Origin of the sequence: Sulfidibacter corallicola (assembly GCF_017498545.1) — a bacterium.
Classification (GTDB): domain Bacteria; phylum Acidobacteriota; class Holophagae; order Acanthopleuribacterales; family Acanthopleuribacteraceae; genus Sulfidibacter; species Sulfidibacter corallicola.
Genome location: NZ_CP071793.1, coordinates 138,015 through 157,344, shown reverse-complemented (window position 1 = coordinate 157,344; position 19,330 = coordinate 138,015). Strand labels below are relative to the sequence as shown.

Genomic DNA, 19,330 nt, shown 5'->3' with positions numbered 1-19,330 from the left:
GATGCCGCAATGCTTCTTCACCTGAACCCCGACACGCCCCTCAAACGCTTTTCTGACAAACTGGGATCGGTTTCGAATTTGGATTGGTAAGCTGGCTCATTTTCAAGCCCAAGCGCCAGCTCTTCCGACGGCACGCCCTTTTTCACGCAATACAGCGCTCCCTAATTTAACTCATTATTCTAATTTCCTCCCTGCTCTGAGGTCAACCTCTAGCAGGGAGGGAGTTTTGACCGCGGATCAGACTTCCATGAGGTAAGTCGACAAAAATCAATGGCAAGAACTTGACAGCGACTCAGTTTAGTCGACTGAGGTGGATTCCATTTTTCTCACCCGAAAGAAACAAAGCATCCCCTAAAACACTGATAAAAAAACACTTATCTTTTAAGGTCGATTTCAATTAAGATTCAACCTTCCTGTGTTCAAAATCCATTCAAGCTACAAGTCAGCATGGGGAGAAATGAATTGTTATTCGCAGACATTCCGCTTTTCTTGTCGGCACGACTCGATTCCACTTACATTTTGATGATTTTCAGAGGAGTACAAATGAAATGTCCCTCTTTGCCGGGGGCGCCATTGGTACCCCATCCATCTTTTTGAAACCAAGACACTTAAATCTCTTGCACAAGGCCATTGCTCTTGCGGCTTTTGCTTTGTCCTTCATCATTCAAAATGCTGCGATGGATTTTTTGAGATTTCTTCCCTCCTTTTTTGAAAACATCCTTACTGCCACCGAAGATCAATTGTACTCCGCTAAGCTGTTGTAAATTTGTGCCTTGCTTCAGTGATTCTACAGGTCTGGCGAATTTCGATGGAGCTTATCTAGTTCTATTTTCCATTCTATCGAAAATGCCAAAAAACATAGAATTAATTTCTAGTTGCAAAATCCCAACAGTCGGGCCTATATATTTAGAGCGATGATTGACAGGCCCAGCCATTCTTCCTCGTTAAATGGTCATCCGTTTGGGAGTCTTTTCAGTTTTCGCCCTTTCTCTGGCCCGCATGGCCAAGCCAACTTTTTCGTGCCCATACTCAGTCAGGTCCCGAAAACTCGCCGGATTTTTGAACGTGCACAATCCTCCATGCCAAAGCGTCCTTGCCCCAAATCACGCGTCAAAAATACGGCCCTAACCTTCGGAGACCTCTACCACTATCGGCAAGTCCAAGGTGGCAATCTGTCCTGCTCAATATGTTTCGAGATGTCTCTGTGCCACTTTTTTGTGGCTTCTCCTGGGATTGAGGCGGGTTGTGGTCCCGATTTCCATGGGTATCCAAAAAGCTCCACGTGAGGGGATTGGCACCCTGAGCCGATTTTTCACTCCACCAGCGTCCATGGTTGCGACCGGCCTCTTCATTCCCATCGAACACCTCTCGTCTAAGACCCAACTGTGTTCGTTTTGCCCTGCTCTTTGCCCGTTTCACGGTCTTTGTCGTGGTTTCTATGCCATCGGTGTCTCTACTGGCTCACTTTTCTGAGCGTTGATGCTTTCAGCCGAACGCTTGGATTGGGATGTGTCCCAGTGCGTCATGTGAGGGGAGCCTCGGTTTGATTCGCGCTGCGGTTTCACAGGGCTGATACCAAAAGAATTTTCAAATTTCAAGGCTCCAGCCTGCTCTAAGTGCTTCATCCCTCCTTTGGAGGTGCGGAGGACGACAAAGGACTTCCGATTGCCGGAAAAGCCATGATTGCCCGTGGTTTCTCTATGATTCCTCCTGTTATTTCCCCCCAATTCGAGGTATTTATGCCAGCGTTTTGCCGACGTCTTCGCCAATTCCTGTCTTTCAAGTCTCCTCCTCACCTTGCTGATCTTGAGAACTCACCAAAGCCCATATGTGAAGCATTCGGTGGCACAGACAAAGGTCTTGTGCGCCCTACCAACCAGGACGCGCTCTGGTATGACGCCGATATGGGCGCCTTTGCCGTAGCCGACGGACTCGGTGGTCATCAATCGGGTGAAGTGGCAAGTACACTAGCCATCCGACAGTGTCATCGCGTAATCGCCGAGGCATGGTCCGAAAATCGTTGGATCTGGCCCTCCTCCTGGGGCCGCATGCGATTAGAGCCCCAAGATGATCTACCTCCCAAAATCCTCCGTCATGCCCTGTGGGTTGCCCATCGATTCTTGATTCGCTCTATGGTAGCCCAACCGGAGTGGGCTGGGATGGGGACCACCCTGACGGCGGCAATCATCTCTGGTCAGAGGCTCCACATCGCACATGTGGGTGACTCTCGCCTTTACCTATTTCGCGACGGCCAACTAAAGCAATGCACTCGGGACCACAGCTACCTCCAATTCCTAATCGATGCCGGCCTTGTCCGATCGGAGGAAGCTAGGAACCATCCTGCTCGCACACGGTTACTGCAGTCCCTGGGCGGCAAGTCCATGGCCATTGACCACAGTCTTCAAGTGTTGCAAGAGGGAGATCGGCTCCTCCTATGCACTGATGGGCTCCATCACATGGTTCCGAATGAAGCGCTCACTCTTCTCATGGGCCAATCGAATGTATCGCCGAATCAACTGGTCCACCAGTTGATTCAGGAAGCCAATTCCCAGGGTGGACGAGACAACATAGCTCTCATTGTGGTGTTCTTGGCGTCTGGAGAAGCGCCTCGTCGTCAGGGCCCGTTACCTTGATGAAGTTACCACTAGCCCTGACATGGAACACCATCCAAACGAAAAAGGAGTCCCATCGTGTCTGACATTTTTGATGATGATGAATTGAGTGTCGTAACTCGGGCCGACTGCAAGACTTGGAACCAGGACCAAATTCTGGGCTACCCTGGGCTTTTCTTCGCAAAGGACATTCAGGGTGTCCTAAAACTGGATATCGTCAAGATCAGGAGCCACCTCAAACAAATCATAGCCCGTGGAGATAATCCCTGGTTGGTCATGGGGGTTCGCAAACAGTTCTCCAAGTGGGTCATCCGCATGACTGTATTCGCGCCCTACTATCGGGAACACCTGGTACCCAAATGGAGGCCGGTAGATACCGGGTGGAATGGCAATCAACTTTTAGCCCAAACCGGGCTGTTTCGCCTGACGGATGTCTGCAGGCTGATTCCTTTCACGGCGCACCAAATGCGTTACCAGGCAAACATCTCTCCAAACGCCCGGGAGACCATCGGTGTCTTCAGAGATCCCGATGCCGGCACTTTCCTGGTGGACATGGCCGTTTTCTCCGAATGGGTGCGCCGCAATTGGAAATAAGTTGGGCCAATCCTGATTCATGATTAAAAAAACCAGTTCAAATTTGAATAAATAGACAAGGGCTGTCTGGGCTGCGTGAGAGAATCTTTCGTGGAAACCTCGGTTCATTCAACAGTGAAAAGAAAAGTAAATAGGGATGAAGGTTCAAAGTTCTCCGTGCATCGCAATGAGAGCCAAATGCACAAAAATTTACTTTTGCAATCAGGTTGAAAAGTTTAAAATGAGACACAGTTGACGTAGCTAAACAAGCTACCATCAAGGTCAAAAAGCCTAGAAAAACCAATCATTGCTGAAAATCTAGACAGTCGTTTTTTGGGTTTTTTTGCTCTCTCGTGAAAAAGCAACCATTTAAAAAAAACCAACAGAGCTTGTTTTCATCTTGGATTCTCCATCAACCCAATAACCCAACGGACACATCGATCGTGCACTGCCGCTCAGTGCGCTCACTTCGGTTCGAGGCCCCATGTCATAAACCCAATCATCTGGAATGACACTGCTAATACCCTTTGATCGACTCTGTTCCGTGCCCCACTGAAAGGGGTTATTTGGTGCGTCGGTTTCTCTAGACCGACTGGCATTGCTGTGGCTTCAACGGCCAGTAGCGTGCTCTCACTCACTTTTCCACATTCTGCAGGCTTTTTCCGCCGTCTGAGAGAAAGGGCCAAGGTCGAGGTCTGTTTTCATGATTTCTACGCTTTTTATTTTGAATCTGGTTTTCCTTTCAAGTTTAGGGCAAGGAACATCATTTTCCGAAGCTCCCAATTTCAATAAAGAGTTTGAAATCAAGACCATGGGGTTGACGATCGAGAACCCGGAACAGGTGCTGCTGCTGGGCGGTGCCGAAGTCGACCCGGTCGTTCAGCTTCGCTACGACGGCGATTTGCGCGCGGGCATGACCCTGCGCGCCTCGCTCACCGGGCCAGGTAACTTCGTCGAACAAACCTTTTCGGTGCCGGCCGCGGACATGGCCATCACCCTGCCGCGGGCACTGTTCACCGAAGAAGGGCCCTACGTCCTGCGCGACGTCCAGCTTCACTACGAGGGCGAAACCCTCACCCTCGCCAAGCCCAGCGAAGCCACCATTCAGGTTTTGGAGGAGCTCATCGTCGGCCGCGTGGAGGTCAACGAACTCTCGCGCGACGACCTGCAGGCCCTCGGCTACGCCTTCAACGAAGACGACTTCCGCTCCATCAATTTCAACCTGTCGCTGATCGTCGGATCCAAAGAGGTCGATGTCGACGTCCCCGTTCTGCTGCCGCGCAACGAGCACAGCTCCTTCGAGCCCAAGGTGATCGTGGACCCGATCCAACCCTACTTCCGCAGCTTCGTCGTGCGCGAACCGCTGGGCGGCGGTTCCGGCGGCGGCAACGGCAGTTCCGAGACCACGCCCATCGCGACCGAACGCTATCTGATGAGCCTACTGGTCATCCCCGGCAAGTTCCACTATATGAAGAACCACTTCAACCTCTCGGCCATCGTGCTCAATGCCGCGCCGGATGGGTTCGACGTTCGGGTCACCGACCTGAAATCGGAGATCCGCCTGCCCGACGCCACGCGTTACGGCGTCCCGGTTCAATTGGCGCCAGGCGGCGATCAACAGCTTCGTCGCGACATGGTCAATCTGGGCGAGGACGGCGTCGCCGCCACCGAGGATGATCGCGCCGACATCGCCGGCGGCGAGGAAGCCGTCGCCGAGTACCTTCTGACCGGCGAGATCTCGGGCATGTACGAGGTGGCTGTCGACATCACCGGCGAAGTCGCCCTGCCCCAAGGCACCGAAACCGTGCGCACCTCCAGCGTCGGCACGGTCTACGTGCGCAGCCCGGAATTTTCGGTCACCTTCGAGCACCCGGACGCCGTCGCCGAGGGTGAACCCTACGATCTTTTCATGCACATCACCAACGTGGGCACGGTACCGTTGCAAAGTTTTTCGGTGAGCCTCGATCCCTTCCGCCTCACCGGGGTGGAGATCGAAAACGGTTGGAATCCCAACCAGACCCTTCCCGACCTCGCCCCCGGCGCCCAAGGCACGCTCCACTACCGCATGCGCTCGCTGGTGAACGGCAAGGTGATCGCCTCCTACTACCGCGTCGAGGGCGGCGTCGACCGCGCGCTCCAGTTGAGCGTCGGCGTCTCGCCCCGCGGTGAGCGGATCTCCCCCTACGTGCTCAACTTCCCCGCCGAATTCGATCAAATCGACGCGGCCCTGCGCGAGCCACTGAAGCGCTACGCCAAGGCCCTGATGGACCTGGCCCAGATGGCCGACGACGAATTGCCGGTCGGCCTGGCCCCCCTGCCCGGCGCGATCCCGCGCGCCTACAACGAGGGTCTGGTGCGCGCCGTCCAGGGCGCCGCGTTCGGCAACGACCTCGACCAGATCCACGCCCAGTTGTGGGCCCGGACCATGCGCTCCCAAAACGACCTGCCCGAAATGGACCGTTTCCGCCGCCACGCGGTGCGGTTGGGCGAGCCCGACCTGGATGCGGTCTTCGCCACGGTGCTGTCCCAAATCGCCGACGGCCGCAGCGCCACCTCGTTGCTCGAGTTCCTCTTGCGCGAAACCGAAGGCACCCCGGGCCTGTTCCTCGGTCTGATCGAGAGTGACCAACCCCTCGATGTCACGATCCGCGACGGTCGCGGCGCCGTGATGGACAGTCAGGGCACGCGCGACATCCCGTTTGGTGGCCTGTTTCCCCTGGGATCCAACCGCCACCTGGTTTGGCTCTCCAACCTGGAGGCCACGCCGCGCCTTTCGTTGACCCCACAGTCGCCCGACACGCCGGCCAACGTCCGCGTCCTCGCCACACTGACCAACGTCCACACGGCGACGACCGCCACCGACACCGACGACGAATTCCTTGCCGATACCGAGGCCCTGGATCCCCACGTCACGCGATTCTGGGACAGCGGCACCCGTTCGATGACCACCTTGATGGAAGTCGGCTTCGACCTCGATCGGAACCTGATGCAGCACGTCAGTGACGGCAGCGATGCGTCGACCACCGCCTCCGCGTTTGCCGAAACCCCCTTCGCGCTCGCCGGCGTGCAGCAACTCACACCGCGCCACAACATGGCTGCCGACGTCTACGGTCGCGACCTGGTCTTCCGCTTCACCAAACCCCTGGACCTGACCGCACTCGGTGACCTGGGCGACCACCTCGAAATCAACGGTGAGCCCGTCGCCGCCGCCGTCCTTCAGGACGACGGCCGCATCCTGACCGTGGCCGCCCGCATGCCGCTCGGCCCCTACCGCACCATTCACTACAACCTTCGCAATCTCACCGCCGTCGACGGCACGCTCCTCGAAACCGCGTCGGGTACCCTGGAAGGGTCCACCTTTTTCAGCGGGGTCACCGTCGCCGGTCGCGTCGCCGACCGCAACGGCACCGATCTCACCCAGGCCCAGGTCTTCCTTTGGCAGGACCTGGTCGACGCCAACGATCAAGGCACCAGCTACGACCACCGCAACGCCGTCATCCTGCATACCGTCGCGCCCAACGCCGACGGCCGTTTCAGTTTCGACTTCGTCCCGTTCTACCCGTTCAGTGCGGTCTGGGACGACTACCAGGTCCCGCCCGACAACCCCGCGTGGGACCGGCTCAGCGAGGCCATCCAGAGCCTGCGGAGCTTCAAGATCGGCATCCTCCTGCCCGACGGCCGATACCGCGAAGAGACCTTTCACCCCCAAGCCGTGGGCCAAGAAGTCGAGACCGAATTCGCCTTCCTCCAACAAGGTGAGATCTACGGCCGCGTCCAGCATGAGGACGGTCGCCCCGTCGCCTACACCCCCGTCGTCCTCAATCCCCAGACCAGCATCTACGGCACCCAGGTCACCGAAACCGATGCCGACGGCCGCTACCGCTTCACCGGTGTCGAAGTCGGCCAGGTGCTGATCAAGACCCAATCCGAGGACGGCCACATCGGCATGCGCGGCGTGTTCCTGACCCAGAACACCTCGCCCCTGGAAGTGAACATCGCCTTCACCGAAGGGGCCGGCACCATCTCCGGCCGGGTCACCACCCTGATCGACGGCGTGGAAACTCCGGTCGTCGACGCCTGGGTCGGCTGGGCCGTCTACGGCACCAACCCGCTGGAGTTCCGCGCCCAACCCAACTGGGTCAGCGGCTTCCCCTACACCCATCTGACCCGCACCGACGGCGACGGCAACTTCCTGTTCGCCAATGCACCGGTCGGAACCGGCACGCTTTGGAGCTACCGCCGCGATCTCGGCCTGCTGCAGGCCACCGCCAGCCTGGTCGCCGATCAATCCGTCGCGCAGAACCTGGTCTACATTGACCACGTCGCTAAGACCGGGTCCATCAGCGGTCAGGTGGTGGACCTCAACGGCTTCGCCGTCGCCCATATCAAGGTCGCCTGCCAGGGTCGCTGGACCGTCGCCAGCGCCGACGGCCGCTTCACCTTGCGCGACATCCCGCATCTGCCGTCCACCTACGTCGCCGCCCATCGCAAAGACCCCGTCACCGGCGACATCGCGCTCTACGGCGGCCTGCGTGTCAGCTTGACCGAAGAGACACCCGACATCGCCAGCCTCGAAATCGTCGTGCGCCCGCCCTCGCGGGTCAGTGGTCGTTACCTCGATGTCGCCAACCAGCCGATCCCGTTCGCCCCGATCTACAACCCTTCCACCGGTGAACTCAAGGGCCGACCCTTCTCCTACACCGACGGGGCCGGCAACTGGAGCGGCGTGTTGTTTTCCGGCGCGGAGAGCCCGACCCCGATCGACAACGCCGGCGTCGGCCCTCACGACTTCACCGGTCTGCGTCCGCCCGTGATCGCCCACACCCACACCTGGGTGCCCCTCGCCGGGCGCGAGGACGTCATCGTGCGGGAAGAACCCCAATCCGAGTTGGTCGTCCGACTCGTCGACGCCTCCGGCTTTCCCGTCATCGGCCGCGTCACCGTGACCGGCTCCCTGCCCGACACCAGCCAGAACGGCCCGGGCATGCCGATCGAGGACGCGGTCATCTACAGCGTCATCACCGATGGCGAGGGCCGGATCCACCTCGACCGGCTCAACACCCGCGAAACCACAGTTTGGGGCAGCAACACGCTGCTCGGCGAAACCGAGAAGTACACCTACATCCCGACGGCGCTCGCGCCTGGCGAAGAGCCCCGCGAGATCGTACTGGCCTTCGCCGGGGAGGCCGAGCCCAGCAACCTCTTCGGCCGCATCTTCGACGTCGACACCACCACGCCCGCACCGCAGGGCACCATCGTCGAAGCCTACGTCTCCGGCGTGCGCGCCCGCACCACGGTCGACGAAGAGGGCTGGTACCGCTTCGAAACGCTCGTCGACTCCCAGACCAAGAAGATCGTCGACCTGCGCGTCTACCATCCCGACACCCAACACCTCGCCATGGCCAAGATCCAGCTCGACCGCGACCTGCGCTTCCGCCACGACCTGATTCTCAACCGTCGCGGCACCGTCCAAGTTCGGGTCGTCGACCACGACGGTACGCCGGTCGACTACGCCGGCATCGAGTTGGTCTACCCCGATTTGATCACCAACAACACCGACGATCCGCTGACGCAGCGGCGCGTCGCCCGCACGCTCCAACTCACCCCCAGCCAGCCCATGGCCAGCTTCGACCTGGTGCCCGTCGGCACCATCACGCTGGCCGCCAACGCCGGCAACGGCCTGATCGCTGCCGAGACATTCGGCCTGCCCGCCGACGGCGAGCCCGTCGAAATCACCTTACGGCTCGAACGCGCGGTCACCGTCGGCGGTCGTTTCATCGACCACGCCGGCGACCTGATCGCCGAGGCCGAGGTCGCCCTGCAACGCGAGCGGGACGTCCTGCTTCAGAAATTGACGGGCGCCCTCGGCGCCGCCGACGAGGGTCGTTTCCTCTTCGAGGGCCTGCCCATGCGGCCCTACACCTTACGCGGCACCGACCCCGCCACCAGCCTCGAAGGCCACCTCGAAGTCACGCCGACGCTGTACCGACCCAACCCCGACGTCACCCTCCAAATCGACCCCGTCACCCATCTCGACGGCCTGGTTCTCTACGACGGCCAGCCGCTCGCCAACGCCACCGTCGAGTTGCGCCAACGGGGACGCTCCCTGTTCACCGGCTCCGACAGCGCGGGCCGCTACAGCTTCACCAACCTCGCGCTGGGTACTTACGAACTCCACAGCTACCACAGCAGCGTCAGTGCGCGTGCCCGGGTCAAGGTCCGCCTCGACCGCGCCCACGAAACCACCACCCAGAACCTCGAATACGCCACCATGGTCGACCTCGACCTGCAGCTCCAGCTCGCCGACGGCCGCCCGCCGGCCCGGCTCCAAGTCATGTTGCGTCAAGGTGATCTGATCGTGGGCCACGCCTTCACCGACGTCGACGGCCAGGTCAGTTTCAAGAACCTGCCCCGCACCCACCTCAACGTCCGCGCCAAGGACGAAGTCCACCACCACGAGCTGGACACCGACATCGTGCTCACCGACGCCGACGGCGGCCACACCGAGCGAACCGTGACCTTCGCGGGCACCGGCGTGGTTCACGGGTTCGTCCGCGACGAGACCGGCGCGCCCCTGAGCCTGCCGGTTCGCGTGGGCCTCATGTGGTACGGCGGCGGCGAGAACATGAAGATGGTCTGGGTCGATTCCTTGGCCGACGGCTCCTTCCGCTACAACCGCGCCCCGCTGGGCAAGTCGATCCGGGTCATCGCCACCGAGCCGGTCTCGCTTCAGGCCGCCTCGAAAACCGTCCAGCTCGAAAGCCACGGCGAAGAGGTCCAGGCCGACCTGACCTTCCGGGCCACCACCTTCGCCGGCGGCACCGTCACCTACGCCGACGGCACCCCGGTCCCCTACGCCAAGGTCTGGGTCGAGCGCCCGGCCTACATCGACACCCAAGCCGATGCGCTGGGCCGGTTCCAACTGGCGCCGATCGTCACGGGCGAGGTCTCGCTCTTCGCCAAGGATCCCTTCTCGCCGCGCCAGGCCGCGACCCTGCTGGTCACCAACGCCGCCGAGGGTGAAGATCCCCAGCCCCACCACGACCTCGAACTGCAGCTCGGCGGCGTGGCCGACATCACCGGCGACGTCACCCTCTCCGACGGTACGCCCGTCACCCACGGCCACGTGACCCTCACCATGGCCGGCAGTGAGGCCCGCAAGACGACCTCCCTGTTCGGCGACGGCTCCTACTACTTCCAATACATTCCCGTTGGCGAAGTGACGCTGACCGCCTACGACGCCGACCGCGGCACGACCAGCACCCTGCCGGTCACGATCGACGCCGCCACCGACGGCCAGACCTACACCGCCGACCTCGGCTTCCAGCCCAGCTTCTTCCTGGGCGGAACCGTGCGGGTCAACGGCAGCCAGACGCCGGTCGCCAACGCCTTGGTCGAACTGTGGCGTCAACGGGCCACCGGCAGCGGCTACGATCGCGTGTACAGCACCACGACCAGCGATTTGGGCGTCTTCGGCCTCGATCACGTCTATCCGGGCGTCTACCGATTGGTCGCCCAGGACGAGAACCTGGATTACGTGCTCAAGGAGTCGCTGACCGTTCAGGCCGCCGACCGCGAGGACCTCGACCTCTACCTCAACCCCACCGCCTACCTGGTGGGCACCGTGCTGGACACCCGCGACCGGATCATGCCGGGCGGATCCGTGCAGCTCCTGACCACCACCGGGCGCCTGGTCGGGTCGGACATCATCAGCGCGACCGGGCAGTTCCGCTTCGACGACGTGCCTACCGGCAACTTCGTCCTCCAGGTCCGCGACGCCTTCATCGCGGTCGAACAAAACGTCACGCTGGTCAGCGGCGCCAACGCCGTCACCGTGCGCACCCAAGCTACGGTCGACCTGACCGGCGACCTGATCTACCAGAGCGACACGGCCCGCCTGACCACCTGGCGCATCGTGAGCGGGGAGCTCTGGCGCGGCGGGCGCGTCGGGGCCGACGGCAGCTTCTCGATCCCGCGCCTGCCCGTGGGCTCGACCTACCAACTCGAGATCAGCGCGGGCACGTCCCACCGCACCTGGGACCTGGGCGCACCGACCGACGATTTGAACCTGGGCACACTGTACCTGGACGGCACCGCGCCGACCATCGACGCGCCCGCCGGCGGCTACACGCTGGACAGCCTGCCTTTCACCGTCACGATCCCGATCGACGAAACCGATCAGGACTCGACCATCGACCCCGCGCTCACCTATCTCATGACCGGAGGCCTGTCGCTAGCCGCCCACACCACGCTCGAAGCCGACGGGCTGCGGTTCCACTTGGATCAGGTCCCCACCGGTCTCAGCCAGGGAGAGAACATCTTGCGTGTGTTCGCCGGCAACAGCTCGGCAGCCAAGGCCTATCGCGAGGTACCGCTGCACATCCAGCTCGACGGCCCCACGCTGCACCTCTCGCTCGACGTCGGCACCGACAGCGGCCCGTTCCAAATCCAACTGAACGACCAGGCACCGATCGACGCCGTCGACGACCAGGTGTACCTCCACGAGGTACCAACGGGCACCCACGAACTCCGTCTGCGCACCGCCACCCGCGGTCGGTACACCGCGGTTCAGGTCGATGGCCACCCGTTGACCCAAACCCACTTCCTTTTCCTGCATCCCATGGGCGGCTACCAGGGAATCGTGACCCATCCCGATGGCAGCCCGGCGGTCGGCGCCATCGTCCGCGCGGACGGCGTCCCGACCACCACCGATCAGGACGGCCGTTACGTCTTGGACCTGCTGCCCCTGAACCGCGCCCACGCCATCACGGTCGAGGCGCCCGGCCGTTTCGGCTACCTGGACGCGCCCAGTCTCCAGCAGGCCGGCGCCATCAGCACGGGCCACGACATCCAGCTCCAGGGCCTGGGTCAGGTGTCCGGTCAGGTGTTGGACACCAACGAGGTCGACGTGATCGCCAACGCGACGGTCACCTTGAGCTATCCCGATCTGCCCGAGCATTTTTGGCAAACCACCCAGGCCGATGCCTCCGGGAACTACAGCTTCACCGACGTCATCGCCCGCACCTTGCGGTTGACCGCGACCGATCCGATCTCCGGCCGCGTCGGCATCGAGACCATCGAGGACCTGCAACCGGAGCAGAGCCGCACCCAGGACTTGATTCTCGAACCGGCCGGTGCGATTTCCGGTGTGGTGCGCGACGCCCAGAGCGATCCGGTCACGGGCTTCGCCCTCCGCGTGCTCGACGGCGAGCAGGTGCTGGCCGAAGTCGCCACCGAAACTGACGGCAGCTTCGCCATCGCCAACCTCCCCTACGGCGACTACACGTTGGACGGTGAATCGCAGGCGCTTCTCGCCTTCGTCCAGCAGGCGTTCACGCTGGATCGCGAGACCCTCGATCTGGGCGACTTGAGCCTTCAGGTCGATCAGGTTCCGGTCGTCGACGGCGTCAACGTGCCAACCGCCATCAACCCCACGCTGACCCAATTGATGACGATCCATGCCTCCGACGACCGTCACTTGGCGGAGATCCGGCTGACCTACGACGGCAACCCCGGCCACGTGGACCGCAAGGTTGTGTCGGGAACGAGCGGTTCCTTCAGCACCAGCTTCGATTTGCCGGACGACCTGCCCGAGGGCACCATGGCCTACCGCGTCGAGGTCGAGGATCACTTCGGCCAGATCGGCGTGCACACCGGCACGGTTCAAATCGTCCACGACCTGACCGGCCCGACCATCACGCTCCACGAGCCGATGCAAAACAGCGCCGTCACCGAAGGCGACCCGCTGACCGTCGTCTTCAAGATGACCGACCCGCTCGGCGTCGCCGAATCCTACCTGACCTTCGGCAGCGAACGCCTGCCCCTGACGGCTCAGGATTACGATCCCAACACCGACCGCACGACCGTTCAGACCCGCGTGCCCGGGGTCGATGCGGATGGCCCGATCACCCTCGACATCGTCGGGGTCGACGGCCTGGGCAACGAGAGCCGCCTGGCGCTCCAGCTCGACGTCGCCAACCGCACGGCGGTCGATGGGCCGGACGTCACCTTCGTCTCGCCACTGCCCGACCAGCCATTGCCGTTCCATCTTGAAACCGGCTTCACGCTCGACCTCGACATTCGCCTGCACGATGCAGACGGCCTGTTCGACTACCGCGTCACCGTGGCCAACGAAGAGCTCGACGCGGGCAGCCTGTTCGAAAACGACTTCACCTTCACCGCGAGCTACGCCATCCCCGAAGCGCTGCGTGCGGCGGCCTCGTTCGAGGTCACCGTCACTACCCGCGACCTGGGTGGCAACGAAACCGCCCGAACCATCACCGTGAACCGCATCGACGGCACCCGTTTCGATGGGGCGAACCCGCTCGTCCGCACCCGACTCGATGCCCGAGACCTGCCGAGCACGGTCATCCTCGACGGCGGCGAGCACATCCTCGACGGCGCTTTCAGCCTCGACAACCTGGTTCTGGTCCAGGGCGCGGTGCTGACCCAAACCGCCAGCGACCGCACCGACATCCACCAGGTCGCGGGTTCGCACCTGAACGTGGCCCAGCACCTCGTGGTCGACAGCCGCTCGCGCATCGACGTCTCCACCAAAGGCTTCCAGAACGCCATGCTCTACAGCCCGGACATCGCCGAGGCCGGCCACGGCGGCAGCAACGGTGGCGATCCCTGGCTGAACCCGGGCTCCATCGTCGAACCGACGACCGTCGGTAGTTGGCAGGGCGGCGGCGCCATCCACCTCGAGGCCGGAACCCTCTGGCTCCAGGGCGGTGTCCACGCCAACGGCGTCAACACCGGCAGCCTGTACAACGGCAGCGGCGGCAGTCTCTGGCTGCAGGCCGCCGCCATCCACGGCTTCGCCCGCGTCACGGCCAACGCCTACCCCGAGGGCGAAAGCGCCGGCAGCCAGCTCGACGGCAGCGGCGGGCGTATCGCCATCTGGGGCGATCCGGCCGATCTGCGAGTGGAAGCCTTCGGCGCTCGCGACGGCGGTGCGGGCACCGTGTTCGTGCGTCGTCCCGACGCCAGCAAGGTCGACGGCTTCGACGACCGCCTCATCGTGGCCGATCACCCCGACAACTCGGGCCAAAACCAAACGCCGCTGGTCGGCATCCGCGGTGTGCTCGACACCGACATGACCCTGACCCGTGACGTCCCGTTCGGGCCCGATACCGTCGACCGGCTCAGCCTGCCGCGACTCACCGGCTTCGACCGCTTCACCGGCATGTACGTCTGGGCCGAGGGGGCGCCGGAGGCTCGCGGCCGCATCGCCCGCTCCGAGGGCGACCTGGTCTACAGCGATCCCAACGTCAGCTTCCCCAACTTCCAGCCCGGCGACACGCTGGTCATCGGGTTCCCCTACGATGCGGTCGAAGTCCGCGACGGGGCGACGCTGTTGCAGCAGGACACCGCCATCCCGGCTGGCCTCGGCTTCCACGACGCCCGCTGGGAACTGCCGGACGGCCTGAACCTGCTCCTGCGCGGTGACGAAACCTTCACCGGCGTCTGCACCTTGCGCGGGCAGTGGTCGGCCGATCACTTCCAACTGGATGCGGACCAGACCCTCTACCTGGACGGCAACATCACCGCCAACCAACTCACGATTCCCGCCGACGCCACCCTGGCCTTGGAGGACCGACGCGACGAAGGCACCATCGCGCTGTCCGCCCCGACCATGGACATCGCCGGGACCCTGACGGCCGCCCAGCGCCTCAACGGGACCCGCCATCACGGAGGCCGCGAGTCCAGAGCCACCGCATTGGACGTCGTCAGCGGCTCCTTCTACCGAGCCGAGTCCTTCGCTGGCGCCCACGGCGGCCGTGTCACCCTCGACTTTACCAACCTCGACCTGACCGGGACCATCGATGTCAGTGGCCAGGGCAACGCCGGTGGGGGCTCGGCCGGCGGCGCCATCCGTTTGACCGGAACCAGCCTGACCGGCAACGGCAGCCTGAAGGCCCACGGCTATCGCTACAGTGGTCACGGCGCCGGCGGCGGCCGGATCGCGATCCATGTCGACGATCTCTCCGGCTGGACCGGTGCCGCCACCGCCTTCGGTTGGCACCAGTCCTCCACCAACCCCGGCAACAAGCCCGGCGGCGCCGGCACCGTCTTCTACCGCACCAGCGATTGGCCCATGGGCCGCCTGGTCGTGGACAACGGTGGCATGCAGAGCGAGGCCGACGGCACCGTCCTGCCCAGCTTCGGTACCCGCCAGGCCGCGTCGGCCGGCGACGGCACCTCGATAAGCGGCAGCTTCCCCGCGTACAACGACTTCGCCGGGCTCTGGGTCGCGATCGACGGCCAGGATCCGGCCCGAGTCGCCAGCCACACCAGCGTGCAGTTGTTGCCCGAAACCAGTTTCCCGGCGGTCACCTCCGGCCAGAGCTACGAAGGCATCTACCAGTTCGACGTGCTCGAAGTGCGCAACGGCGCCACGCTCTACGCCACCGACCGCATCGTCGTCCACGGCGAGCTCATCCGCGACGGCGGCACCATCAACGCCGCCGTCGAGGAGCCCGGCGGTTCCGATGCCGTGGTCCTGACCGATGGCGCCACCGAACTGGTGGTCGACGACGGGACCCGCGCCTACGAGCTGGACAACTTCCACCTGACGGTCGATTTCCCCATGGACGTGGACCGCATCACCCTGCGCAACGGCGCCAGCCTGACCTACAAACAGGCGATCCGCGTCGCCACGCTGGAGGCCGACAACGCTACCGTTCAGGCTCAGGTCACCGGCGACGGCTTCGCATTCACCGCCGACGACGTCACCCTGGCCAACGGCAGTTTGTGGACGGTCGCCGATGCCTACAACAACGGCGTCTCCACCGTGTCGTACCCGCTGCGCGCCAGCATCGGCGGCACGCTGAGCGTCGACGCCAGCTCGGCCATCTCCGTCAGCGACAAACTCAAGAACACCGACTATCCCGTGTGGAACAACAAGCGCTACACCGGCGAGGCACACGGCGGCTACTCGCGCATGAACCTCACCGACAACGGTCAACGCGTCGATCACGAGGCGGCCGGCTCCTTCATGTTCCCCACATGGCCGGGGAACTCCGGGGCCATCCGCCTCCAGGTCGGGACCTTGAACCTCGACGGGGCCATCCACGCCGACTCGGGACGTCGTGCCGGCGGTTCGGTCTGGCTCGAGGTCCAGCAAGGAAGCGGGGCCGGAACCATCTCGGCCAAGGACAATGCCGCCACTTCCGCGGGAGGCGGCGGCCGCATCGCCGTCCATTACGGCAACGACCGGACCTTTGTCGACGCCTGGACTTTCGAGTTGGCACCGACCAAGTACAACTCCAACGAACTCAACAATAAAGGTGCTGGCACCCTGTACCTCAAGGGTTCGGCCCAGCAGCACGGCGAACTGATCGTCCGCCAGGATCCGACCCACCTTGAAACCGATCACGACTTGTTGATGCGTTCGCGCTACTCCGGCATCACCGGACGTCGCGAGATCACCTTGAACGTCGGCGATCGCGACAGCGATCCGCAGGTCATCGACGACGCCGGTTGGACCGACCTGCCGCCGGGTATGGCCGGGATCTGGGCGCGTTTCCGCGTGGCCGACACCGACTACGAAGCTCAGGTGCTGGACAACGGGCCCAACTGGATCCGGCTCGGTCCGCCCAGTGCGGGCATTCTGCCCAGCCTGATCCCCGCCGGCACGACGCTGACCTTCGCATTCAAAATCGACAAACTCACCCTCAGCCACGGCGCCAGCCTGTTCTTCGACGGTCCCATGGAAGTGGGCACACTCGAGATCGGCACGGACGGCCACACCAGCGGCGTCTGGGCCACCGACCTGATTGGTCTGGGTCCCGAACTCCGATTGGAGGGCAACCGCAAGTTGCGCTTGATCCTGGAGGAACCGGGCGACGCCTGGCTGACCCGCGACATTCACCTCACCGACAGCAGCCTGGTACTCGACCGGCCGCTGGAGGCGCGCGACGTGACCCTGGTCAACGCGGCCATCCAACACTCGCCCATCTGGGATCAGAACCTGCGGTTCGGCATGCCGTGGCTCCACCTGACCGCGCGCCACGTCAGCGCCGACGCCGACAGCCGCTTCGAGGGCATCGAGGGCGACGCCTTCTACCAGAACACCAGCACCCGTCACCGCGTCCATGGCGGCCTCTACTCCTCGTCGCAAACGGGAACCTACGGCTCGCTGATGTACCCCGACATGCCGGGTTCCGGTTACTACGCGGGCGGTCGCATCTTCCTGAAGGCGGAGAGCCTGGCCGGGGGGACCTTCCAGGTCCACGGCCGCGAGGCGGGCTCCGGCTCGATCTGGCTCGACGTGGAAACCGTGACCGGGAACCTGTTCCTCGACGCGGGACTGGGCACCGGCAGAGCTGCCGGCGGTCGGATCGCGCTCCACTACCGCGACAAGAGCGGCGCCACCATCACCACCGACACCGAGGGCACGGTCAGCTCCGGCACCTACTTCCGGCGCGACAAGGACCAAGCCCTGGGGACCCTGGTCATCGACAACGGGCCCACCTCCGGCCAGGCCGACGACCTGACGCCGCTGCCCAGCTTCGATCCCGTCACCACCACTGGTACAACCACCCAGGCTTACGATTCGGTCGCCGACCAGACCACGCTCTGGCTCGACGGCGCGACGATCGAACCCTGGTTCGTGGGCTTCGAGTTGGCCGTGAACGGCGTCACCGACACGACCTGGCCGATCCTGGCCATGACCCAGCGGGACGGCGGCACCGAATTCGTGCTGGCCGGCGACCTGCCCAGTTTGGCGGTGGGCGCCCAGATCAGCCCGGTGCTTCGACTGCAGACGTTCAACCTATGCACCGACTGCCGCGTGGGCCCGGACACCCTGCCGATCATCGTCAGCGGCGGTGGCCTGACGGCCGAGCAGAAGCGAGCGTCGGAAGTCGAGAACCGCGACACAGACCGCGAAGATGCAGAATCCGACGATCTTGCCGATCCAATCGAACACCAACCGTCGGAGGATTATGAGCTCGAGGAACCGCTCGAATTTCGCGGCGAAACGCTTCAACTCGACCACTTCGAAACCGACCGCGACCTGTGGCTGATCGGGACCCGTCTCGAAATCCGCGGGACGCTCCGAGCCAGGTCGATCCACCTGCGCGATGGCGCCGTGCTCACCCATCCGGTGCTGCCGAAGGAGGTCGAGGGCGGGCTGCGCCTGGTGGCCACCGAGCGCATCGAAATCGACGCCAGCTCGTTGATCGACCTCGACGGCAAGGGCTGGCACGATGCCGAGGACGACCTAAACCCGGCCCACGCCACCTTCGCGGAGGATCCGAGTGTCGAGAAAGTCAGCATCGGAACCACCTACGGAGCTCCGCTGTGGCCCTACCAACCGGGACGTGGCCAGGCCGGCGGCGGGCAGGTTCGCCTCGAAGCACCCGAAATCCTGATCGACGGTGCGGTCCTGGCGCGGGGTCGCGGTTTCAGCTCAGGCGGCAGCGTTCTGCTGCGGGCCAGCGAACTGAGCGGCCGTGGTCGGATCGAAGTGACCGGTGGTCGCGATGAAGACCGACTCGGCGGGGCCGGCCGACTGGTCCTCCACGTGGATCGGCTCTTCCGGTTCAGTGGAAGACTGATCGCCGACGTGCGCAAGCCTGCCCAGCGAGCCATCGTGCTGGCTGATCTCCAAGCTCTCGACTTCCGGTATGTCGCCGCCTACCCCGAGACCCAGCCGTTGGCGCTCCCTGCCCAGCATCCCGAGACGATCGCCATCTCAAGCGAACGGATTCGCGGGGTCGTGAAAACGCCGGCCGGCCATGTGCTGGAACTTCGCGAGATCGAGACCGATCTGCGGGTGTTCCGCGGGCTGTGGCTTCGGTCCGGAACCGGCACGGTTCGCATCCGCGAAGTGACGCGCCTTCCCGAAAACCACTGGTTGCTCCTGCTGGAAGGCCGCCCGATGCACCGCGGCATCGAGTGGTTCCTCACACCGCACGTGGAAGTGAGTTCCCGTTAATCCAACCGGGGCCCCTGCCCTGGGGGCTCCATACTCTTCAAACCCAAGGGTTTCGAACACCGAGCGTGCCGGACGACTTGGCCCCCCGTCCAAACGGCATGGGTCTACCCGATCGACACACCGTGCACTTCGAAATCGAACGAACAAGCCCATCACCAATCCCAACTCGTTCCGATACGATGCTTCTGTGAGGTCTGCT

The 19,330-nt window shown here is 63.1% G+C and carries 4 protein-coding genes; all 4 read left to right on the top strand.

The window, feature by feature from the left end; genetic code table 11:
* The first annotated feature begins 548 nt into the window (after positions 1 to 548).
* On the top strand, positions 549 to 764 hold the full coding sequence (locus J3U87_RS00400) for a hypothetical protein (RefSeq protein WP_237381043.1): 216 nt from the start codon (positions 549 to 551) through the stop codon (positions 762 to 764).
* Between the two features lie 915 nt (positions 765 to 1,679).
* Positions 1,680 to 2,633, top strand: coding sequence for a PP2C family protein-serine/threonine phosphatase (locus tag J3U87_RS35155; protein ID WP_420038247.1), 954 nt, complete (start codon positions 1,680 to 1,682; stop codon positions 2,631 to 2,633).
* Positions 2,634 to 2,690: 57 nt separating this feature from the next.
* Entirely contained in the window at positions 2,691 to 3,206 is a 516-nt protein-coding gene (locus J3U87_RS00395) for a hypothetical protein (protein ID WP_237381042.1), read from the top strand.
* 790 nt (positions 3,207 to 3,996) lie between these two features.
* Positions 3,997 to 19,131, top strand: a complete 15,135-nt coding sequence (locus tag J3U87_RS00390; RefSeq protein WP_237381041.1) for a carboxypeptidase regulatory-like domain-containing protein — start codon at positions 3,997 to 3,999, stop codon at positions 19,129 to 19,131.
* Positions 19,132 to 19,330: the final 199 nt, after the last annotated feature.

What these genes read in the sequence shown, in the direction of transcription:
- J3U87_RS00400 (WP_237381043.1), top strand. Translation starts at nt 549, where the DNA reads ATGTCCCTCTTTGCCGGGGGCGCCATTGGTACCCCATCCATCTTTTTG.
- J3U87_RS00390 (WP_237381041.1), top strand. Translation starts at nt 3,997, where the DNA reads ATGGGGTTGACGATCGAGAACCCGGAACAGGTGCTGCTGCTGGGCGGT.
- J3U87_RS35155 (WP_420038247.1), top strand. Translation starts at nt 1,680, where the DNA reads ATGATTGCCCGTGGTTTCTCTATGATTCCTCCTGTTATTTCCCCCCAA.